We start from the raw sequence: 19921 nt of genomic DNA on the forward strand, positions 1-19921 counted from the left end.
GAGGAGCTTGAACCCGATCCCATCCCGAACTCGGCCGTTAAACTCCTCAGCGCCAATGGTACTATGGCTTAAGCCCTGGGAGAGTAGGTCGCTGCCAGGCCTGCCAAGGACAATGATTTCCTCTTTGCGAACTTTTCTTCGCCTCACCAAACAAAAACGCCGTTTCCGAAATGCGCCATGCATGACGGAAGCGGCTTTTTTTGTTCCATCGCTGCATACCGCTCGCCGGTATCAATCGGCCATGATCGGCCGGCAGAATCGGACGGTTCACAGGCCGTTCATTTCGGACCCCATAGCCTCAATGCCGTCATTTCATCCGCGCGAATCGTGAAGAACACCAAGCCGAGGAGAATCTCATGCGCGATATCGTTCGCTCCACCATTATCGGGATTGTCGTTGCCGGTCTCACACTGTTCGTCGCTGCTTTCTCGGCCGGCAACGCTCTCGCACAGGCCACCCGAGCGCCCGCGCCGGCCGAGGCTGCCCCCGCCGGCGATGCGCCGATCAAGCAGATCGCGCTCACGGAGAAGCAGATCGAAGGTGTGCTCGCGGCGCAGAAGGACATGAATGCGCTTGACGACAAGCTGCCGGACAATCCGAATGTGAAACCGGACTCGAAAGTCATGGCGCAGCTCGACGCGATCGCGAAGAAATCGGGCTTTGCAAGCTATGCCGAATACAACAACGTGATCGACAACATCAGTCTCGTGCTCGGCGGTTTCGATCCGGCCACCAAGAAATACATTGGCGTGCAGGAGGTTTTGAAACAGCAGATTGCCGCGGTCCAGGCCGACACCAAGATGCCGGCCAAGGAGAAGAAGCAGGCGCTCGATGACATGAATGCGGCGCTGCAGACGCCGCCGCCTGCGATCGAGAACAAAGGCAATATCGATCTTGTCGCCAAATACTACGACAAGCTTGCTGGCGCGCTGTCCGAGTCCGAGGACGAATAAATTCAACCTCGCGGTGCCGGAAGATCATGGTCCTGAAGGGCTGCGAAGATTGTTGGCTATAGCGAAGAAAGACGTGGGACGCCCCACATAGACGAGCGGAAACGATGGTGCCGCTCTTTGAGCGGTTATGCCCGGCCATGATCGGGTGGTGCGTTCCATCATAACGCGGCCGGCTCCACTGCATTTCAGGCCCGAGGCGTGCGTCGCCTGAAAAAATATCCTGGAAATCAGAATCGTTGTCTGCTGCGGAGAAAGCGACGGTCGGAGAACGCCTCGACCGGCGTGACGACGCTCCTTTGCATCGCGGAACCTTTTCCGTTCCGTTCGCTCTTAACGGGTGAACTTGCCGTAGCCCCGCCGGTGTGAAACCGTGTGGGCGGATCGCGAATGTCCGCATGGGCTCGCATCCGGCGGCCGCGTAACCATGGAGGAGCAGATAGATGGCTGAGGAGCAGGCTCGACCGAGCGGACCGGACCTGACGCAGGGTGTTGATCCCGGCGTTTTCAAGGATGGCAAGCTGGTCGGCCATGTGGGAGACCGGGAGATCCTGCTGGTGCGCGAAGGTTCCGAGATTTTCGCGATCGATGCGCACTGCAGCCACTATCACGGACCGCTTGTCGACGGGCTCGTTGTCGACGGCATCGTCCGCTGTCCCTGGCATCATGCCTGCTTCGATCTGCGCACCGGCGAGGCGACCCGCGCCCCCGCCTTCAACGCGCTCGACGTCTGGGAGGTCGAGCAGCGCGACGGCCGGATCTTCGTCCTCGGAAAACGCGAGCGTCCGGCGAGCAAGCTCGCCAAGCCCGATCATCCCGAGAAGATCGTGATCGTCGGTGGCGGCGCGGCGGGTTTCGCGGCCGCCGAGATGCTGCGCCGCCAGGATTACAAGGGCGGCATCGTGATGCTGAGCAGCGACGATGCTCCGCCGGTCGACAGGCCCAATCTATCGAAAGACTATCTTGCCGGCTCCGCGCCCGAGGATTGGCTGCCGCTGCGTCCCGATGATTTCTACCAGAAGGCCGGCATCGATCTGCGGTTGGGCACGACCGTTACCGCCATCGATCCGGAAAAACGTCAGCTCACGACCACGGACGGCGGCGTCGGTTACGATCGGCTGTTGCTGGCGACCGGCGCCGAGCCGCTCCGTCTGCCTATTCCCGGGGCCAACCTGCCGCACGTTCATACGTTGCGCACGCTCAAGGATTGTCGCGCCATCATCGAGGCGGCGAAGTCGGCGAGCCGGGTGGTTGTCATCGGCGCGAGTTTCATCGGTCTTGAAGTTGCGGCGTCGTTGCGCGCCCGCGATATCGAAGTCCATGTGGTCGCGCCGGAGTTGCGCCCGATGGAACGCATTCTCGGCGCGGAGATGGGCGATTTCGTCCGTGCGCTGCACCAGGAGCATGGCGTCATCTTCCATCTGGAGGACACGGTCGCCGCGATCGGCGAGCAGAAGGTGACGCTCGGCAGTGGCGGAACGCTGGATGCCGATTTCGTCGTCTTCGGCGTCGGTGTGAAACCGCGCCTGGAGCTTGCCGAAAAGGCGGGATTGAAAATCGACCGCGGCGTGCTCGTCAACGAGTTCCTCGAAACCAGCGCGCCGGGCATCTATGCAGCCGGCGATATCGTGCGCTGGCCGGACTCTCATTCCGGAGACAACATCCGCGTCGAGCACTGGGTGGTGGCGCAGCGTCAGGGACAGGTCGCCGCGCGCAACATGCTTGGGCACCGCGAAAAATTCGATGCGGTGCCGTTCTTCTGGAGTCAGCACTACGACGTGCCGATCAACTATGCCGGCCACGCGTTGAAGTGGGATGATATCGAGATCGACGGCAGCGTCGCGGACAGGGATTGCCTGCTGCGCTACAGGCATAAGGGACGCGTGCTCGCGGTGTCATCGATCTACCGCGATATCGACCACCTCAAGGCCGAAGTGGCGATGGAGCGCGCCGTCACGTCGTGAAGTTTGGCTCGCCCTCAGGCACTGTCATCGGGCTGAGGAGTCGTTCTGCCGGGCATATTTCTTGTCGGAATCCGGGTGGATCGCAGCGTTCTCCAATCCTAGATTCCTGACGAGGGGGCCTGGAGGCGGAGCGGTCTATGAGTGACGTGAAGGACTGCAAGTTTGCGCTGTTCGACACCGCGATCGGCACATGCGGCATCGTCTGGAGTGTACGCGGCATCAAGGCCGTGCAACTGCCGCTGCCAGACGAGAACAAGACCCGGACCCGCATTCGCCAGCGCTATGGCGAACTCGCGGAGGCGCTCCCGCCAGCCGACGTGCAGTCCGCGATCGATGGCATGATCGAATTGCTTGAGGGCAAGCCGAGGGATCTGTCCGGTGCGGCGCTCGATCTCGACGGCGTTCCCGATTTCCATCGCGATGTTTATGACATCGCCCGCACCATTGCGCCGGGCCGGACCATGACCTATGGCGAGATCGCCAAGCTGCTTGGCGGCGTCGAACTGTCGCGTGACGTCGGTCAGGCGCTTGGCAGCAATCCGTGTCCGATCGTGGTGCCGTGCCATCGCGTGCTCGCCGCCGGCGGCAAGCCGGGAGGATTCTCGGCCAACGGCGGCGTCGCCACCAAGCTGAAGATGCTCGCCATCGAGGGCGCGGCCGTCAATTACACGCCGAGCCTGTTCGATTGAACCGGTCGGATGAAGCGGATGCCGGCCCCGGCCCGGTCCGGCTGCTTGCACCCGTTACGCCGCAGGCGGCGCCGAGATCTTCACCGAAGGGCGCTGCATCATCTTGTCTTGGAACGCGACGAGGTTCGGATAAGCCTTGCGCCAGCCGCTATCCGTAAAACGAAAGTCGGCGTAGCCGAGCACGCAGGTGAGCGCGATCTGCGCGATATCGAGCGGTCGCGACAGCAGGTCGCTCTGCCTGTCGAAATGCGCCATGCCGGTCCAAACCCGATGCCAGTGATCGTCGGCCCATGCCTGCCAATAGAACTCCTTCGGGCGCGCCGCCTTCTCGTACCGGCACAACACCATCGAATCGAGAATGCCTTGCGCGATCGAATGATCCGTCTTGATCCTCCAGCGCGCCGGACCCGACGCCGGTATCAGCTTTCCGCCGCCGGCGATCTCGTCGAGATATTCGACGATGACGTAGGAATCGAGAATCACGCCGCCGTCGTCGAGGATCAGCACCGGCAGCTTCTTCAGCGGATTGACGTCGCGCGAATAGTCGTCGTCGGGCTTGCCTGGCGCAAGGGCAGCCGGCACGAGTTCGATGGTGTCGATCAGCCCAAGCTCGATGGCGGCGATGCGGACCTTGCGGGCGAAGGGCGAGGTCGGCGAGAAAACCAGCTTCATTATGAAATGCCTCAAGCGCCGATCGCGCCCCTTAATCTTTGTTCTCTCGTCTTAGCTGTTCACGGGACATTACGGGCTGCATTCGACAACCATTCGTCCCGTTTCGCAAGGATGGCCGGGGCGGATCGCAAGGCCGTTCGGGTTTGAGAAATCTCGTCTGCAATTGCTTCACGTCACGGTGATTGGGATCAACCAGGCAGCCTTTGCGTTGGCGTTCTCGAACAAAGGAGTATCGCCAATGCCTGATCTTGCCATTTCGCCGGAAAAGGTCGGTTTTCTCATCGAGAAAGCGCGAGAGTTCGATGCCAAGGAGGGATCGACGGACCCGGATTCCGGTTCAAACGCCTCCGACGACAACATGATCGATGTGCTGACCGACAATGGAGACGACCCGGTGGTTCGCGAAATCACCGGGTTCATCAATTCGCTGTCCGAGGATGAGCAGATCGATCTGGTCGCGCTGATGCGGCTTGGCCGGGGTGATGGCTCGATCGAGGAGTGGACGGATTTGCGGCGCGAAGCCGCAGAAGGACACAACTCCCGGACCGCCAGCTATTTGCTTGGCGAACCGCTTCTGAGCGATTTTCTCGCGGAAGGGCTTGACCAGTTCGGTCTGGAATGGGGCGACGAGCGCACTGTGCCGGCGGGTTGAGCCGTCGCGAGGGGCAGCGACGACCGCCGGCGGCCGATGCCTCATTGCCGCCGTCGTGATAGGATGCTGTTTTATAGCGTTTTCGAGCGAGACGGGACCGGTTCGCGTCAAGAAGCGCGCTAAAGCAAGAAGCTGGAGCCCGGCTTCGGTTCCGTCAGAATGGCTCCAGCAATCCGGAGAGTTTGTTGACCGGCGTAACCCCAGATCCATCCAGTCAGGACCGCGGCGAGCCTGCGGCGCGGCTTGGTCTGGCGCGCGCCCTGCGGCGCGCGAGATGGGCGATTGCATGGGAAAGAGCCTGGCCGCACCTCGCGCGGCTGCTGTCCGTTGCCGGACTGTTCCTGGCGGTATCGTGGGCGGGGCTGTGGCTCGAACTGCCGGCGACGGGGCGCGCCGTTGCCCTGGCGGCCTTTGTCCTGCTGGCGCTGGCGGCGGTGGTGCCTGCGCTCGGGTTCCGCTGGCCGAGCAGCGAGGAAGGGCTGAGCCGGCTCGACCGCAGCGCCGGTCTGCGTCATCGCCCGGTGACCGCGCTCGCCGATACGGTCGCGACGCGGGATCCGGTTGCGCTGGCGTTGTGGCAGGCGCAGCGCGCACGCACGCTGGCCTCGCTCAAGCGCATCCGCGCCGGGCTGCCCTCGCCGCGTCTGCCGATGCATGATCGCTGGGCGCTGCGCGCGCTGGTGGTGGTGCTGATGATCGCGACCTATATCGCCGCCGGGGGCGAGCGAACCGAGCGGGTGGCCGCCGCGTTCGATTTGAACGGCATGCTGACCCCCGCCAATGTCAGGGTCGATGCCTGGGTCGCGCCGCCGCCTTATACCGGCAAGCCTGCGATCATCTTGTCCGCGACGAACAAGGATGCCGGCACATCCGATACCGCGCTTCCGGTGCCGGCGGGCAGCACGCTGATCGTCCGTTCGAGCGGAGGCAGCCTCGACGTCGCGGTCAGCGGCGGGGTGACTGAAAAGGCTCCGGTCGATAACGCCCCGGAAGGCACCAGCGAGCGGCATTTCACCGTTGCAACGGATGGCACGGCGCATGTGCGCGCGCCGTCAGGGCAGCCGAAGTGGACATTCAATGCGATCCCCGATCGCGTCCCGGCGATATCGCTGGCCAAGCATCCGGAACGTCAGGCGCGTGGATTGCTGCAACTGTCCTATCGCATGGAGGACGACTACGGCGTGACCGAAGCCAACGCGGTCTTTTCGGCCCGGACCGACTCCTCTGCGAAGAACGATGCGGCCCCGCGCCCGCTGTTCGATCCGCCGCAATTTCCGCTGGTGTTGCCGAATGCCAGGCCCCGCAGCGGGATCGGGCAGACCGTCAAGGATCTGAGCGAGAGCCCCTATGCCGGCGCCGATGTGACCCTGACGCTGAGCGCGCGCGACGACGCGGGCAACGAGGGGCACAGCGAGCCGTTCGAGCTGCGCCTGCCGGAACGTGTGTTCACCAAGCCGCTGGCGCGCGCGCTGATCGAGCAGCGCCGGATTCTGGCGCTGGACGCCAATCAGAACTCTTCGGTCTTTACCGCGCTCGATGCGCTTCTGATCGCGCCGGAAGTGTTCACCCCGAAGACGGGCGAATACCTTGGTCTTTACAGTGTGACGAAGCAGCTCGAGGCCGCGCGCACGGACGCGCAATTGCGCGAGGTCGTCGGCAACCTCTGGGCGCTCGCCGTCAGTATCGAGGATGGCAATATCACCGATGTCGACAAGGCGCTGCGTGCGGCGCAGGATGCGCTGAAGGAGGCGCTGGAACGCGGCGCGAGCGACGAGGAGATCAAGAAGCTCACCGAGAACCTGCGCGCGGCGCTGGACAAATATCTGAAGCAGTTGGCCGAACAGATGCGCGACAATCCGCAGCAACTGGCGCGCCCGCTCGATCGCAACACCAGAGTCATGCGCCAGCAGGACCTCGACAACATGATCGAGCGCATGGAGCGGCTATCGCGCTCCGGCGACAAGGAGGCCGCCAGGCAATTGCTCGAGCAGTTGCAGCAGATGCTCGAGAATCTCCAGATGGCGCAGCCGGGCCAGGGCGAGGACGGGGACCTCCAGCAGTCGCTGAATGAACTCGGCGACATGATCCGCAAGCAGCAGCAGTTGCGCGACAGGACCTACAAGCAGGGTCAGGACTCCCGGCGCGACAGCATGCACGATAACAGCCATGACGACCACCATGCGATGGATGGCTTGCAGCAGGATCAGCAGGCGTTGCAAGACAGACTGAGGACATTGCAGCAGGAGCTTGCCCGGCGCGGCATGGGCCCGGCTCAGCGTGACAGGCTGGGCCAGGACAGCGAAGAGGGATCGCAAGCTGAACAGGGCGAGGATGGCCTCGGCCAGGCCGATACCGCCATGGGTGACGCCGGCGGGCGGCTTGGCGAAGGCAATCCCGAGGGTGCCGTCGATGCGCAAGGCCGCGCGCTCGAGGCGTTGCGCAAGGGCGCCCGGAGCCTCGCCGAGGCCATGCAGCACGGCGAGGGGCAGGGCGAGGACGGTCCGGGCAGTCGGGCGGGCCGGCAGAGCGGCGGCAACCAGACCGATCCGCTGGGACGGCCGTTGCGTGGCCGGGAATTCGGCAATGATTCAAGCGTCAGGATTCCCGGCGAGATCGACGTACAGCGGGTCCGCCGCATTCTCGAAGAACTGCGCCGCCGCTTCGCCGACCCGTCACGGCCGAAGATCGAGCTCGACTACATCGAGCGGCTGCTCAAGGATTACTGATCGTTGCGTGAGCGTCGTTCGGCCAGCGCATCGGCGACGGCGGTGCGGATATCGGCCACCGAAAACGGCTTGGTGATGACGTCGTGCACGATAGCGTTGAGGCCCGATGCGCGCTCGCGCTGATCGGCGAAACCGGTCATCAGCAGGATGACCAGATCGGGGAAATCGCGCGCGGCGGCCAGCGCCAGCGCGATGCCGTCCATGATCGGCATCTTGATGTCGGTGAGCAGAAGATCGAAGGCGCCCGCATCGCCGGTCAGAATATCCAGCGCCTCGGCGCCGTCAGCCGCGGTCACTGTCTCGTGGCTGTCCATGGCGATGGCGCGGGCGACCAGCGACCGCATCGAATCCTCGTCGTCGGCGATGAGAACGCGCGCCACGACCTACACTCCACTTCCCGTGGCAAGATCCTGCCGGGTAAAGAAACGAACGTCGATACTGCGGCCTTCCGCCGGCGGTGACGCCAGCCGCGAACGGAACCAGGCGGTCTCGCCCGGCTTGAGCGCGGCCTGTTCGAGCACCGCGTTCCACGCATATATCTCGGTGCCGTGCGCGTCACTGACGCTGAAGCGCAGACGCGGCAGTTCGACCGGCTTGCGGGTTTGCGCCACGATCATTCCTTCGATGACCAGTACGGGTTTGCCGTTGACGGTTTCGGTCGACATCTTGACGTCCTTGAAGGCCAATCCACGCAAGTTCACCTCCAGCCCGGCCAGGCGGTAGAACGCTGCGGTTTGCGGCAGCAGCCGCACGATCTCGGCGCGCCAGATCACCAGCGCCATCACCATGGCGGCCATTGCGACGCAGACGGTGTTCAGATTCACCGAAGGCCGGCGCAACGCGAACCTCGGCTTGAGCAGTCCGCGGAGCCGCGAGGTGGCAGTCGAAAGCGGGCGCTCGTTATCCTGAGGCGTATTGTCCTGCTGTGCCGGCGAGGTCCATGCGCCTGCGAGTTCCTGCTGCGCGCCGCTGGGTTCCGGGGTTTCCGGCAGGTCACTGGCGATCGATGGACTGTCGACGGAGGGAACGGTCTCCGCGGGTTCGTTCCATCCCGCCGCATCGTCCGCTCCCGCCATCGAAGGGACGCGAGCCTCGGCGACGGCAATCTTTTCGGGCATTGCCCGCCACGTTTCCTTGCAGCGCGAGCAGCGCACGATGCGACCAGCATCGCCGAAAGTTGCGGAGTCGACCGCGTAGGATGTCGTACAGTGAGGACAGATGATGTGCATGGACGAATCGCCGCAAATGACGCTGTCCGAAGTCTATGCGCCGACCGTTAACGAATCGGAAACCATAACCAACGCAAAACGGGTCCGATCGACGTTCGCCGTTCCGGAGACCGCGCCGACGCGCAGTGGCCGCGGCAGCGCAACCTGTCGGCGCCTTCGTCCCTCGGTTTGTGGGGTGGATCGGAAATTCTCCTCATTTTCTTAAAGGAGTCCGTCAAGGGAACTTCTGAACGACGCACGTTGACGCCCTTTCAAATCCAAGGTTCGCGAAAGGGCGCTCTGAAAATGTTGCGAACTTTGGATTTCGGGGCGCCAGGCTTGATCCGATTCGAAAATGTCGGCTTGCGCTACGGGCTCGGCCCGGAGATTTTGCGCGACCTCAGCTTTCAGGTTCCGGCCCATTCCTTCCAGTTTCTCACCGGCCCGTCGGGTGCGGGAAAGACGTCCCTGCTGCGGCTGTTGTTTCTGTCGCTGCGGCCGACGCGGGGGCTTGTCAACCTGTTCGGTCAGGACGTCTCCCTGCTGGGCAAGGACGAGGTTGCCGATCTGCGCAAGCGTATCGGGATCGTGCTGCAGGACTTCCGCCTGCTCGACCATATGACGACTTACGAGAACGTTGCGTTGCCGTTCCGGGTGACGGGGCGTGATGAATCGACCTATCGGCGAGAAGTCATCGATCTGCTGAAATGGGTGGGTCTCGGCGAACGCATGGATGCGCTGCCGCCGGTGTTGTCCGGCGGCGAGAAGCAGCGCGCGGCGATCGCCCGCGCGGTGATCGCGCGTCCGCAGCTTCTGCTGGCGGATGAACCGACCGGCAACGTCGATCCGACGCTTGGACGGCGGCTGCTGCGGCTGTTCATCGAACTGAACAAATCCGGCACGGCGGTTATCATCGCCACCCACGATATCACGCTGATGGACCAGTACGACGCGCGGCGTCTGGTGCTGCATCAGGGACGGCTGCACGTCTATGAGTAACACGGGCGACGATCACGGTGTTTTAGTGGATCTCGGGCGGGAACGCCCGCAGGTGCCGGCCCGCGCGCGCAACATGTCGCCGATCGTGCCGCGCGCTTCGATCTCCGGCCGCGCTCTGGTCGCCGTCGTCGCCATCATGACGTTTCTCGCCTCGATCACGACCGGTGCGGTGCTGCTGGTCAGCGCCTCGGCGACGGAATGGCAGTCGGACGTCGCGAGCGAAATCACCATCCAGGTGCGGCCGGTCGCCGGGCGCGACATCGAGCGCGACGTGACCGCCGTCGTCAGTGCGATGCGCGCGGAGCCCGGTATTCTCGACGTCAGGCCGTATACCAGGGAGGAGTCGAGCAAGCTGCTGGAGCCGTGGCTCGGCAGCGGCCTGTCGCTTGACGATCTGCCGGTGCCCCGCATGATCGTGGCGCGGGCAGCGCCGGGGACCAGGCTCGACCTTGAAGGACTCCGTGGCCGCGTGACGCAAGTGGCGCCGTCGGCCAGCGTGGATGACCATCGCGCCTGGATCAACCGGATGCGGTCGATGACCAATGCGACAGTGTTCGCAGGCGTCGGTGTGCTGGCTTTGGTCATCATTGCCACTATTATTTCGGTGTCCTTCGCGACCCGGGGCGCGATGGCGGCCAATCGGCCGATCGTCGAGGTGCTGCATTTCGTCGGCGCAAGCGACCGCTACATCGCCAATCGCTTCCTGCGGCATTTCCTGCGGCTCGGGTTCGAGGGCGGCGCGATCGGCTGCGTCGCCGCCATGCTGATGTTCGGGTTCTCCGAATCGATCGCCACCTGGTTTTCCGGAACGCCGGTCGGGGATCAGTTCGCCGCGCTGCTCGGCACGTTCTCGCTGCGTCCCTTGGGCTATCTCGTGCTGGCGGCCCAGACGGTGCTGATCGCGGCGATCACCGGACTGGCGGCCCGCCGCACGTTGTTTGCGACGCTGGACGAAATTGACTGAGAAGCTGTTTCAGGCCTAACGCCTTACCCGGCGCGACCGGATTCCACTTCGCCCTAAAACGAACTAAAGTCGGGTGACCAGGAATATCGAACGGATGAGTGAACAAGCGCGCCATGACAAGCCGGAAGCCACGCGCCAGACGCCGGCGCGGCGTCGCGCCAGGATGCTCGCGGCGGTGGTTGCCGCAGCCGGGATCGCCTTTGTCGGGGCGGGACTGGGCTTCGTCGGATTTCTGTCGCAACTGCGCGGTGTCGAAACCAAACCCGCCAGCAATGCCGACGGCATCGTCGTGCTCACCGGCGGCTCGTCGCGGATTTCCGACGCGATCGAGCTTCTGGCCGGGGGCTACGGCAAGCGGCTGCTGATCTCGGGCGTCCACCCCACCAACGGGGTCAGCGATATTTCGCGCTCCTTGCCCGACAGCCAGCGGCTGCTGACGTGCTGCGTCGATCTCGATCGTTCGGCGGTCAACACCCGGAGCAATGCCAGCGAGACGCGGCGCTGGGTCGACGAACAGGGCTTCCACTCCCTGATCGTGGTGACCTCCAACTATCACATGCCGCGTGCCATCGTCGAATTGTCGCACGCGATGCCGGACACCACCCTGATTCCGTTCGCGGTGATCGGCGACAAGTGGCGCGAAGAGCCGTGGTGGACAAGCGGCGCGACCTTGCGGCTGTTGCTGTCGGAATATGTCAAATACCTCGCCGCGGAGGCGCGGGTTCGTCTGGCTTATATCGGTCTCGAACCCTTCCCCGAGGCGGTCGACCCGTCTGCCGGATCGGCCGAGCCGAAACGACCGCCCTCCGGTTAGTGTATGATCCCGATCCGAAGGCCCGCGCCAGCGCAAAGTGGAAACCGGTTTTGCGATCGGAATGCGCGCGGGTTATTGATGAGAGCATTGCCTTGCGGCTGGCCGGATCCGCTTCCGGCGCCACGAAATTGGATCGTTGATGATTTTGATCTTTCTGCGCTCGCTGGTCTTCAACGTCCTGTTCTACCTGACGATGGCGATCTGGATCATTGCCGCGCTGCCGACCTTCGCGATGCCACGCGCGGCCCTTGTCGGAATGGCGAAAGCCTGGGGACGCTGGAACATCTGGCTGATGCGCGTCATCTGCGGCACGCGCGTGAGGATTCTCGGCGCCGGAAGGATTCCGAAAGGGCCGCTGATCATCGCTGCGAAACATCAGTCGATGTGGGAGACTTTCGCGCTGTTCAGTCTCATCGATCAGCCGATTTTCATTCTCAAGCGCGAGTTGAAGTGGATTCCGTTCTTCGGCTGGTACCTGGCGAAGACCGGCATGATCGGCATCGACCGCAAGGCCGGCATACGCTCGCTCAAGATGCTGGCCCGGATGACGCAGGAGCAGATGCGTCTCGGGCGTCAGCTCGTGATTTTCCCCGAAGGAACGCGGCGGCCGATCGGAGCGCCGCCGGCATATAAAAGCGGCGTCGCCATGATCTATGCTGAGGCCAAGGTGCCGTGCGTGCCGGTGGCGCTCAATTCCGGCCTGTGCTGGCCGCGCCGCACCTTCCTGCGTTATCCCGGAACGATTTCGGTCGAGTTCCTCGATCCGCTGCCGCCGGGATTGCGGCGTGACGAATTCATGTCGCGGCTGGCGGCCTCGATCGAAGGAGCGACGACTGCTCTGGTCGAGGCGGAGCAGCGCGAGCAGGCGCGGTTGTTCGGACGGGTGTCGGATATGCCGGAGAGGGAGGATTAACCGCGCACCGGCGTATCATCGCGCAGCAGTTCCGCCAACTGATGAAGTTTCGGGTCGCGAAAGCCCTGTGCCTCGATCGACTTCACCGTGGACAGCACGTAGTCGCGATTGTGACCGGAGCGGCCGTGGCCCTGCCGGACGTAGCGAACCTGTTCCGCCAGCGTCAGTCGCCCGGCATACTGGACATGACCGCGATCGACAACGTACGCCAGCGCGCTGACCCGCCGGCGGGCGTCGTCCTCGAGCCAGACGGAACGCATCACCTCGCGATAGACGTGGGTGGTCTGCTCGCGCCCGCGCAGGTAAGCGACGGTGGTCTCGCGACAGTTCGGCGCTACGCGGAACGCGATGCCCCGGCAGGCGCCTCCGCGGTCGAGCCCGAGAACCAGCCCCGGCTTCTCCGGCGTCCCGCGATGGTCGAACGAATAGACGCAGAGCGCCCGGTGCTCGCCGATCAGCCGCGCTGGCATCTGTTCAGCAAAGTCAAACCCCGGCCGCCACATCAGCGAGCCGTAGCCGAACACCCAGAAATCGGTATCGGAATGGCCGGAACCCGTCTCGAATTGTCGTTGCGTATTCATCGTGCATGCCTGGGGCGGGGTGCGGAAAAACCTATCGCGTTTTCCGGTCGCATCCTGCTTGAAATATTGCAGACCCGCGCCGTCAGGCGAAGCGGAATTGAAGGGGCTGGTTTTGCCGGAACGGCGCGACTATTGTCCAAGGCAACCGCCGATTTTGACAAATTCAAGAGTGTACCTTCCTGCATGGCCGCAGCCACCACGCCCCCTTCCAAGCATCGTCTTTGGCCCATTTTCGTCATGCCTGCGCTGGTGGTCGTCGCCGCCGCAGCGTGGAGCGCGTTCTGGTTCTATTCGGCTTCGCAGGTCGACCGGACCGTCGACGCCTGGCGCGCACGCGAAGCCGCGTCCGGGCGCATCTATGATTGCGCCAAGCGGACCGTCGCGGGGTTTCCGTTCCGCCTGGAAGTTCACTGCTTGGATGCGACCGTCGAACTGAGGTCGCAGACCGCCGATCAGGCCGCGGCTCAGGCGCCGCCAGTGACCGCGCGCCTCGGGGATATCCTGGTGGTCGCGCAGATCTACACGCCGAAACTGCTGATCGCGGAGTTCAAGGCTCCGGCGACGCTCTCCGAGAACGGGCAGCCGGTGATGGTCGTCAACTGGCGTACCGCGCGCAGCAGCATCGTCGGCTTGCCCGGCACACCGCAGAGCGCGGACATCGTATTCGACGATCCGGCAATCGACCGCGTTGCGGCCTCGGTGCAGACACCGGTTGCACGCGCCAGCCATGTCGAGCTTCATGGCCGTATTGCTGAGAACTCCAGGCCGGATCACCCGACGATCGAGACCGTTGCCGAATTGACCGGAGCAACCCTTCGGGGCGTTCACCCGGTGCTGACCAAGCCGTTCGATGCGGACGTCCGCGCGATGCTGCACGGGTTGAAGGATTTCACGCCCAAACCATGGCCGGTGCGGTTTCGCGAATTGCAGGCGGCGGGCGGCCGCGTCGAGATCATGCAGTCGCGCATCCAGCAGGGCGATCTGATTGCGATCGCCGCCGGCTCCCTTGGTCTCACCGCCGACGGACACCTCGACGGCGAACTGCATATGACGGCGACCGGCTTTGAGGCGATCATTCCGGAACTCGGAATTCAGCAGATGCTGGAGGAGGGCGTTCCGCAGGGCACTCTCGACAAGGTAGCGCCGGGCGTGAAGACAGAGGACATCAACAATCTTTTCGGTGCGCTGGACCGGGCGGTTCCGGGGTTGGGCAAGGCCGTGCGTGAGAACGCCAATGCCGGTGTTACTGCGGGCCTCGCTGCGATCGGTCAGGAGGCGACGCTCGAAGGCAAGAAGGCGCGTTCCTTCCCGTTGCGGTTCGTCGACGGCGCCGTCTTCATCGGGCCGTTGAAGGTCGCCCAGACGCCGCCGCTGTTCTGAAGGTTCTATGCGAGTCTATTCAGATTGAAGCGGAAGCCGCGGAGTCAGTCTGCTCCCTCTCCCCTTGCGGGAGAGGGTTGGGATGAGAGTAGTCGGCGCTACCGGATCAAGTCCGAGCCAACCTGGGTCAAGATTTCTTTGCCGCGTTCGGTTGCAGCCGCCCGAAATCCGGAGCCGCCGAATCCTGACCGATCTCGACGATGCCGCGGCGGATCGCGCGGGTGCGGGTGAAGTGCTCGAACAACGCCTCTCCGTCGCCGCGGCGCATGGCGCGCGTCAGCTTGGAAAGGTCCTCGTTGAAGGTGCCGAGCATTTCCAGCACCGCGTCCTTGTTGGACAGGAAAACGTCGCGCCACATGGTGGGATCGGAAGCCGCGATGCGCGTGAAATCGCGAAAGCCGCCGGCGGAGAATTTCATCACCTCCGAGGACGTGACCTCGCCCAGTTCGTCCGCGGTGCCGACGATGGTGTAAGCGATCAGGTGCGGCAGATGGCTGGTGATCGCCAGCACCAGGTCGTGATGCTCGGGCGTCATGGTCTCGACCCTGGCGCCGATCGCGGTCCAGAATGCGCGCAGTTTTTCGACCGCGGCGGTATCGGTCCCCTCGGGGGGCGTCAGGATGCACCAGCGGTTGATGAATAGTTCGGCGAAACCGGAATCCGGGCCCGAATGCTCGGTGCCGGCGACCGGATGCGCGGGCACGAAATGAACGCTCGCGGGCAGATGCGGAGCCATGTCGCGGACGACGGCGCCTTTCACCGATCCGACGTCGGAGATGATGGCGCCTGGCTTGAGATGTGGTGCGATCTCCTGCGCCACCGCTCCGCACGCCCCGACGGGGATGCAGAGGATCGCGAGGTCGGCGCCATCGACGGCTTCGGCGTTGGTTTCCACCACGCGATCAGCGATGCCAAGCTCCGTCACCCGCGCACGCGTCTTCGCGGAGCGTGCGGTGACGACGATTTCTCCGGCGAGGCCTCGCGCACGCGCGGCGCGCGCGATCGAGCCGCCGATCAGCCCGAATCCGATCAGCGCGATCCGCTGGAACAAGGGCGCTGCCGTCATGCCGGCGCCATGAAGTCGCGCAAGCCCTCCGCCACCAGGCGGTTGGCTTCCTCGGTGCCGATGGTCAGACGAAGCGCATGCGGCAGGCCGTAATTGTCGAGCGCGCGCAGCACCAGGCCGCGTCTGGTCAGAAACGCGTCGGCTTCGGACGCGGTCTTGCCTCGGGTTTCGGGGAAGTGGATCAGGATGAAGTTCGTCACGCTCGGCGTCACCTTGAGGCCAAGTTTTGTCACTTCATCCGTCAGCCAGTTGCGCCACTTCTCCGTATGCGCCTTCGACATCTGGACGTGCGCGGTGTCCCCGATCGCTGCCGCGGCCGCAAGCATCGCAGGGGTCGAGACGTTGAAGGGGCCGCGTATCCGGTTCACGGCCTCCACGATATGCGCCGGGCCGAACATCCAGCCGATGCGCAGCGCAGCCAGGCCGTGGATCTTGGAGAATGTGTGCGTCAGCACGGTGTTTTCGGTCGTCGCCACCAGTTCGATGCCGAGTTCGTAGTCATTGCGCGACACATAATCGGAATAGGCGGCGTCGAGCACCAGCAGCATCTGCGACGGCAGTCCTGCGCGCAACCGCCTGATCTCGTCGAACGGCAGGTAGGTGCCGGTCGGATTGTTGGGATTGGCGAGCCAGACCATCTTGGTCTTCGGCGTCACGCGCTTGAGGATCGCGTCGACGTCGGCGGTGTAGTCGGTCTCCGGCGCGACGACGTTGGTCGCGCCATTCGCCATGGTCGCGATCGGGTACACCAGAAAGGCGTGCGTGGTCGAAATCGCCTCGTCGCCGGGGCCGAGATAGGTATGCGCCAGCAGGTTCAGGATTTCGTCGGATCCCGCGCCGCAGATGATGCGGGCCGGGTCGAGCCCATAGGCGCGAGCGATGGCTTCGCGCAGCACGCGCGAGGTACCTTCCGGATAGTCCCGGAGATGCGTCACGGCATCGCGGTAGGCGTCCATCGCCTTCGGCGACGGACCGAAAGGCGTTTCGTTGGCCGACAGCTTGAACATCTTGCGGCCCGCTTCCGGCACCGGGCTCTTGCCGGGCACGTAGGGCGCAATATCGAGAATGCCGGGATTCGGCACCGGTCGGGACATGATGGACTCCGGGACTGTCCGAGGTTACGGGCGAGCCGCCCCGCTGGAAGGCATCGTATAGCGCGTTGCGTGGCTGCCGACGAGGGCCGTCGAACGGACCGACGCGCCGGCCTCGAACAGCGCCGTTTTGATCGCCTCGAAGCCGATGTCTTTCGTCACCGACACCAGCAGCGCGGCGCCGTCGAAGGCGGCATCGGGCACGGCCACGATCTCGGCGAGCGGCGACAGCGTGCGGGCGGTATCGGCGTTCCAGCCGGAGACGCGCACGCTCCATGTCTCCACTTCGGTCACCCGTGCATCGTCGGCGACGCGCGAGACCACGAACACCGGCAGCGCGGCCGGATGGTCGGCGCGCTCGATGAAAGGAAGCCGGGCGATGATCTTCGGCGCGCCGTCGGCTTCGAGCGCGAGCCACCACGGCGCACGGCTCGATGTCGCCGAAACAAGCGCAAGGTCGCCCTTCGAGTTGGCGACGGCTTCGACGGCGGCCTGCGCGCTGAAATGCGGCACGAACGGCACCGTGAAGCCGAAATGGAAGCGCGCGGAATCCCGCATCGCGGATTCGCCAAGCGACAGGTCGGCGTGCAGCGAGAACGGCGCCTGCACATAGGTGAAGGTCGAGATGATGACGCGCCAGATGCTCTCGACGGTGTCGAGCGGCAGGATGCCGCGGTGACGCTGCGCCAGGCGGCGCATCATGTCGGCTTCGCGCGCCGGGCGGAACGCGGAGCCGACTTCCTGGGTCTGCTTCACCGAGATCAGGCGGTCGATGATGTCGCCGCGCCGCATCAGCAGGCCATGAACCTGCTCGTCGATGGCGTCGATCTCTTTGCGCAGTTCCTGCAAGGAAGGTGGCGCGGGCGGTGCTTTGGTCATGATGCCACTTGTCGGCCGCGAACGGGCGGCTACCGGTTCTGCCATTCCCATCCCGTTTCAGGGGGCGCCTTTTTGCGAAGCCCCGACGCTAAAGGACAGTTGCGCCGGTCCCTCGGCGAATTCGGGTTCTTCGGCAAATAGCGGGTCGCGAATGTAAATGAATTCCCACCAGCGGCCGCATTGATAGGAAAGTAGGCGCACGAAAGCAAAGAAAACCTTGCCCTCGACGCAAGCACTTTCGTCGGGAAGCGCAGCTTGTCTTGACGAAAACCGCATGCGGGATTAGTTTTCGTGAGTTCCGTGGTCATTTGAGCCGGCCGGCTTGCAGCCACGTTAAACAACTCGCTAAACAGGCCGGGGACAGCAAAATCCTGATCCCGGCCGAACCCATGTTCAGGCCGGGTTTTTTATGGCCTGCGGTCTGGCGGTTTCTCGAAGCCGCGGGCGGAGGTCAGTAGCAGGATGGTAAACGTGCAATCGATACCGGGCCCGGCTCCCGCCGAGGATCGAGCCCTGGAGGCGGACCATCCCACCTCGCAGGTTGCGACGTTCGGCAGCGACCAGCCGCTGCGGCTCGATTGCGGCATCGATCTCGCGCCGTTCCAGATCGCCTATCAGACCTACGGCAAGCTCAATGCCGGAAAATCAAACGCCATTCTGATCTGCCATGCGCTGACCGGCGATCAGCATGTCGCCAACGTTCATCCGGTCACCGGCAAACCGGGTTGGTGGGTGACGCTGGTTGGGCCCGGCAAGCCGCTCGACACCGACAGGTACTTCATCATCTGTAGCAACGTGATCGGCGGCTGCATGGGTTCGACCGGCCCCGCCTCGACCAATCCAGCGACCGGAGCGGTGTGGGGGCTGGACTTTCCCGTCATCACCATCCCCGACATGGTGCGCGCGCAGGCGATGCTGATCGATCGGCTCGGCATCGACACGTTGTTTTCCGTGGTCGGCGGCTCGATGGGCGGCATGCAGGTGCTGCAATGGTGCGCGGCCTATCCGCGGCGCGTGTTCTCGGCGCTGCCGATCGCGTGCAGCACGCGCCACTCCGCGCAGAACATCGCGTTTCACGAGTTGGGGCGGCAGGCTGTCATGGCCGATCCCGACTGGCGCGACGGCCGCTATGTCGAGCAGGGCACCCATCCGCACCGGGGCCTCGGCGTGGCGCGGATGGCCGCGCACATTACTTATCTGTCGGACGCGGCGCTGCATCGCAAATTCGGACGCCGGATGCAGGACCGCGAGCTGCCGACGTTTTCCTTCGACGCGGACTTTCAGGTAGAGAGCTACCTGCGCCACCAGGGATCGTCTTTCGTCGAGCGCTTCGATGCCAACAGCTATCTCTACCTGACGCGGGCCATGGACTATTTCGACATCGCTGCCGACCATGACGGCGTGCTCGCCGCCGCATTCCGCGGTACCCGGACCCGTTTCTGCGTGGTCTCCTTCACGAGCGACTGGTTATTCCCGACATCGGAATCTCGCGCCACCGTCCATGCACTCAATGCCGGCGGGGCACGGGTCTCGTTCGCGGAGATCGAAACCGATCGCGGCCACGACGCCTTCCTGCTCGACGTTCCCGAATTTTTCGACATCGCGCGCGCGTTCCTGGAATCGGCAGGCGATAGCCACGGGCTGACGGCGGCAGGGGAGTGAGATGAGCGCACCGCAACCCACCCTGCCACTGGATGACAGCGCGCCGTCCCGGAAGCGCTATCGTCAAAAAGGCCGTTATCGCGGCGACCATCTCCTGCTGGCCGAGATGATCGAGCCCAACTCGAAGGTCCTGGACGTCGGCTGCGGCGACGGCGACCTCCTGCAACTGCTCGAGACCCGCGGCGTCGACGGCCGCGGCATCGAACTGTCGCGCGAGGGCGTCAATCGCTGCGTCGCCAAGGGGCTCGCTGTGGTGCAGGGCGATGCCGATACCGATCTCGTCAACTACCCCGACGACGCCTTCGACTACGTCATCCTCTCGCAGACCTTGCAAGCCACGCGGCAGCCGAGAGTGGTGCTGGAAAATCTGCTGCGGATCGGCCGTCGCGCCATCGTGTCGTTTCCGAATTTCGGCTACTGGAAGATGCGGGTTCAATTGCTTGTCGGCGGCCACATGCCGCGTACGGAGAACCTGCCGGCGACATGGTATGACACGCCGAACATCCATTTCTGCACGATCAAGGATTTCGTCCAGCTCTGTGACGAGATCAACGTCAAGATGGAGCGTGCGGTCGCACTCGATCTTTACGGGCGGCCGCTGCGCTTCAACGCGCCGTGGTGGTTCTGGAACATGTTCGGGGAGCAGGGCGTGTTTCTGCTCAGCCGGGCGGAGAAGACCAGATAACCGTCAGGTAGCGCGGACGGCGTTAT

At 64.0% G+C, this 19921-nt stretch carries 19 protein-coding genes, 1 rRNA gene and 1 riboswitch; of the genes, 13 read left to right on the top strand and 7 right to left on the bottom strand.

Annotated features, from left to right (window positions below):
* From rrf to ACS3WA_RS02510, 4 genes are all read left to right on the top strand, one after another.
* Positions 1-100: ribosomal RNA gene (gene rrf, locus ACS3WA_RS02495) — 5S ribosomal RNA — on the top strand; the annotation flags it as partial.
* Positions 101-356: 256 nt separating this feature from the next.
* Complete coding sequence (locus ACS3WA_RS02500) at positions 357-953, top strand: hypothetical protein (protein ID WP_438276996.1); 597 nt, start codon at positions 357-359, stop codon at positions 951-953.
* A gap of 440 nt (positions 954-1393) precedes the next feature.
* Positions 1394-2914, top strand: coding sequence for an FAD-dependent oxidoreductase (locus ACS3WA_RS02505; RefSeq protein WP_438276997.1), 1521 nt, complete (start codon positions 1394-1396; stop codon positions 2912-2914).
* 137 nt (positions 2915-3051) lie between these two features.
* A complete protein-coding gene (locus ACS3WA_RS02510; RefSeq protein WP_438276998.1) occupies positions 3052-3603 on the top strand; it encodes a methylated-DNA--[protein]-cysteine S-methyltransferase in 552 nt (183 codons plus the stop codon).
* A 54-nt stretch (positions 3604-3657) separates the two neighbouring features.
* Here the strand turns inward: ACS3WA_RS02510 and ACS3WA_RS02515 are convergent, their stop codons facing one another.
* On the bottom strand, positions 3658-4275 hold the full coding sequence (locus ACS3WA_RS02515; RefSeq protein WP_438276999.1) for a glutathione S-transferase family protein: 618 nt from the start codon (positions 4273-4275) through the stop codon (positions 3658-3660).
* A gap of 238 nt (positions 4276-4513) precedes the next feature.
* On the opposite strand from ACS3WA_RS02515, the gene ACS3WA_RS02520 reads away from it, so the two are divergent.
* Both ACS3WA_RS02520 and ACS3WA_RS02525 read left to right on the top strand, forming a co-directional pair.
* Complete coding sequence (locus ACS3WA_RS02520) at positions 4514-4927, top strand: DUF3775 domain-containing protein (RefSeq protein WP_438277000.1); 414 nt, start codon at positions 4514-4516, stop codon at positions 4925-4927.
* 185 nt (positions 4928-5112) lie between these two features.
* A complete protein-coding gene (locus ACS3WA_RS02525; RefSeq protein WP_438277001.1) occupies positions 5113-7653 on the top strand; it encodes a TIGR02302 family protein in 2541 nt (846 codons plus the stop codon).
* Here the strand turns inward: ACS3WA_RS02525 and ACS3WA_RS02530 are convergent.
* Together ACS3WA_RS02530 and ACS3WA_RS02535 are read right to left on the bottom strand one after the other, a co-directional pair.
* Positions 7647-8033 (bottom strand): response regulator, encoded by a 387-nt coding sequence (locus ACS3WA_RS02530; protein WP_438277002.1) that lies wholly within the window; start codon positions 8031-8033, stop codon positions 7647-7649. The two genes, ACS3WA_RS02525 and ACS3WA_RS02530, sit on opposite strands and share 7 nt — an antisense overlap.
* A 3-nt stretch (positions 8034-8036) precedes the next feature.
* Complete coding sequence (locus ACS3WA_RS02535; protein WP_438277003.1) at positions 8037-8882, bottom strand: MJ0042-type zinc finger domain-containing protein; 846 nt, start codon at positions 8880-8882, stop codon at positions 8037-8039.
* Positions 8883-9200: 318 nt separating this feature from the next.
* Here ACS3WA_RS02535 and ftsE point away from each other — a divergent pair, with 318 nt between their 5' ends.
* From ftsE to ACS3WA_RS02555, 4 genes are all read left to right on the top strand, one after another.
* On the top strand, positions 9201-9860 hold the full coding sequence (gene ftsE, locus ACS3WA_RS02540; RefSeq protein WP_292610086.1) for a cell division ATP-binding protein FtsE: 660 nt from the start codon (positions 9201-9203) through the stop codon (positions 9858-9860).
* Positions 9853-10824, top strand: a complete 972-nt coding sequence (locus ACS3WA_RS02545; RefSeq protein WP_438277004.1) for a cell division protein FtsX — start codon at positions 9853-9855, stop codon at positions 10822-10824. The genes ftsE and ACS3WA_RS02545 overlap by 8 nt, the downstream gene beginning before the upstream one ends.
* Before the next feature lie 94 nt (positions 10825-10918).
* Positions 10919-11638, top strand: a complete 720-nt coding sequence (locus tag ACS3WA_RS02550) for a YdcF family protein (protein WP_438277005.1) — start codon at positions 10919-10921, stop codon at positions 11636-11638.
* 139 nt (positions 11639-11777) lie between these two features.
* Positions 11778-12551, top strand: coding sequence for a lysophospholipid acyltransferase family protein (locus tag ACS3WA_RS02555; protein WP_438277006.1), 774 nt, complete (start codon positions 11778-11780; stop codon positions 12549-12551).
* Here the strand turns inward: ACS3WA_RS02555 and ACS3WA_RS02560 are convergent.
* Positions 12548-13132 carry a gamma-glutamylcyclotransferase gene (locus ACS3WA_RS02560; protein WP_438277007.1) on the bottom strand — a complete coding sequence of 195 codons (585 nt, stop codon included), beginning with the start codon at positions 13130-13132 and terminating at the stop codon, positions 12548-12550. The genes ACS3WA_RS02555 and ACS3WA_RS02560 overlap by 4 nt on opposite strands.
* Positions 13133-13315: 183 nt before the next feature.
* Here ACS3WA_RS02560 and ACS3WA_RS02565 point away from each other — a divergent pair, with 183 nt between their 5' ends.
* Positions 13316-14512, top strand: a complete 1197-nt coding sequence (locus ACS3WA_RS02565) for a DUF2125 domain-containing protein (RefSeq protein ID WP_438277008.1) — start codon at positions 13316-13318, stop codon at positions 14510-14512.
* Between the two features lie 127 nt (positions 14513-14639).
* On the opposite strand, the gene ACS3WA_RS02570 is transcribed toward ACS3WA_RS02565, so the two are convergent.
* Genes ACS3WA_RS02570 through ACS3WA_RS02580 form a run of 3 tightly spaced genes read right to left on the bottom strand, consistent with a single transcriptional unit; the run spans position 14640 to position 17548 of the window.
* Positions 14640-15578: a prephenate/arogenate dehydrogenase family protein gene (locus tag ACS3WA_RS02570; protein WP_438277009.1), complete on the bottom strand. Its 939-nt coding sequence runs from the start codon at positions 15576-15578 to the stop codon at positions 14640-14642.
* Positions 15575-16672 (bottom strand): histidinol-phosphate transaminase, encoded by a 1098-nt coding sequence (gene hisC / locus ACS3WA_RS02575; protein ID WP_438277010.1) that lies wholly within the window; start codon positions 16670-16672, stop codon positions 15575-15577. Before hisC ends, ACS3WA_RS02570 begins: the two co-directional genes overlap by 4 nt.
* Positions 16673-16696: 24 nt before the next feature.
* Complete coding sequence (locus ACS3WA_RS02580) at positions 16697-17548, bottom strand: chorismate mutase (protein ID WP_438277011.1); 852 nt, start codon at positions 17546-17548, stop codon at positions 16697-16699.
* Positions 17549-17838: 290 nt separating this feature from the next.
* A riboswitch (SAM riboswitch) is annotated at positions 17839-17918 on the top strand.
* Positions 17919-18010: 92 nt separating this feature from the next.
* Here ACS3WA_RS02580 and metX point away from each other — a divergent pair.
* Positions 18011-19210: a homoserine O-acetyltransferase MetX gene (metX, locus tag ACS3WA_RS02585; RefSeq protein ID WP_438277012.1), complete on the top strand. Its 1200-nt coding sequence runs from the start codon at positions 18011-18013 to the stop codon at positions 19208-19210.
* 1 nt (position 19211) lies between these two features.
* A complete protein-coding gene (gene metW / locus ACS3WA_RS02590; protein WP_438277013.1) occupies positions 19212-19895 on the top strand; it encodes a methionine biosynthesis protein MetW in 684 nt (227 codons plus the stop codon).
* The last annotated feature ends 26 nt before the right edge of the window (positions 19896-19921 follow it).

Origin of the sequence: Nitrobacter sp., from assembly GCF_051535235.1 — a bacterium.
Taxonomy (GTDB): Bacteria; Pseudomonadota; Alphaproteobacteria; order Rhizobiales; family Xanthobacteraceae; genus Nitrobacter.

Coding starts and splice junctions, on each gene's coding strand:
- ACS3WA_RS02500 (WP_438276996.1), top strand. CDS start 357: ATGCGCGATATCGTTCGCTCCACCATTATCGGGATTGTCGTTGCCGGT.
- ACS3WA_RS02505 (WP_438276997.1), top strand. CDS start 1,394: ATGGCTGAGGAGCAGGCTCGACCGAGCGGACCGGACCTGACGCAGGGT.
- ACS3WA_RS02510 (WP_438276998.1), top strand. CDS start 3,052: ATGAGTGACGTGAAGGACTGCAAGTTTGCGCTGTTCGACACCGCGATC.
- ACS3WA_RS02515 (WP_438276999.1), bottom strand. CDS start 4,275: ATGAAGCTGGTTTTCTCGCCGACCTCGCCCTTCGCCCGCAAGGTCCGC.
- ACS3WA_RS02520 (WP_438277000.1), top strand. CDS start 4,514: ATGCCTGATCTTGCCATTTCGCCGGAAAAGGTCGGTTTTCTCATCGAG.
- ACS3WA_RS02535 (WP_438277003.1), bottom strand. CDS start 8,882: ATGCACATCATCTGTCCTCACTGTACGACATCCTACGCGGTCGACTCC.
- ACS3WA_RS02545 (WP_438277004.1), top strand. CDS start 9,853: ATGAGTAACACGGGCGACGATCACGGTGTTTTAGTGGATCTCGGGCGG.
- ACS3WA_RS02550 (WP_438277005.1), top strand. CDS start 10,919: ATGAGTGAACAAGCGCGCCATGACAAGCCGGAAGCCACGCGCCAGACG.
- ACS3WA_RS02555 (WP_438277006.1), top strand. CDS start 11,778: ATGATTTTGATCTTTCTGCGCTCGCTGGTCTTCAACGTCCTGTTCTAC.
- ACS3WA_RS02560 (WP_438277007.1), bottom strand. CDS start 13,132: ATGAATACGCAACGACAATTCGAGACGGGTTCCGGCCATTCCGATACC.
- ACS3WA_RS02565 (WP_438277008.1), top strand. CDS start 13,316: ATGGCCGCAGCCACCACGCCCCCTTCCAAGCATCGTCTTTGGCCCATT.
- ACS3WA_RS02570 (WP_438277009.1), bottom strand. CDS start 15,578: ATGACGGCAGCGCCCTTGTTCCAGCGGATCGCGCTGATCGGATTCGGG.
- hisC (WP_438277010.1), bottom strand. CDS start 16,672: ATGTCCCGACCGGTGCCGAATCCCGGCATTCTCGATATTGCGCCCTAC.
- ACS3WA_RS02580 (WP_438277011.1), bottom strand. CDS start 17,548: ATGACCAAAGCACCGCCCGCGCCACCTTCCTTGCAGGAACTGCGCAAA.
- metX (WP_438277012.1), top strand. CDS start 18,011: ATGGTAAACGTGCAATCGATACCGGGCCCGGCTCCCGCCGAGGATCGA.
- metW (WP_438277013.1), top strand. CDS start 19,212: ATGAGCGCACCGCAACCCACCCTGCCACTGGATGACAGCGCGCCGTCC.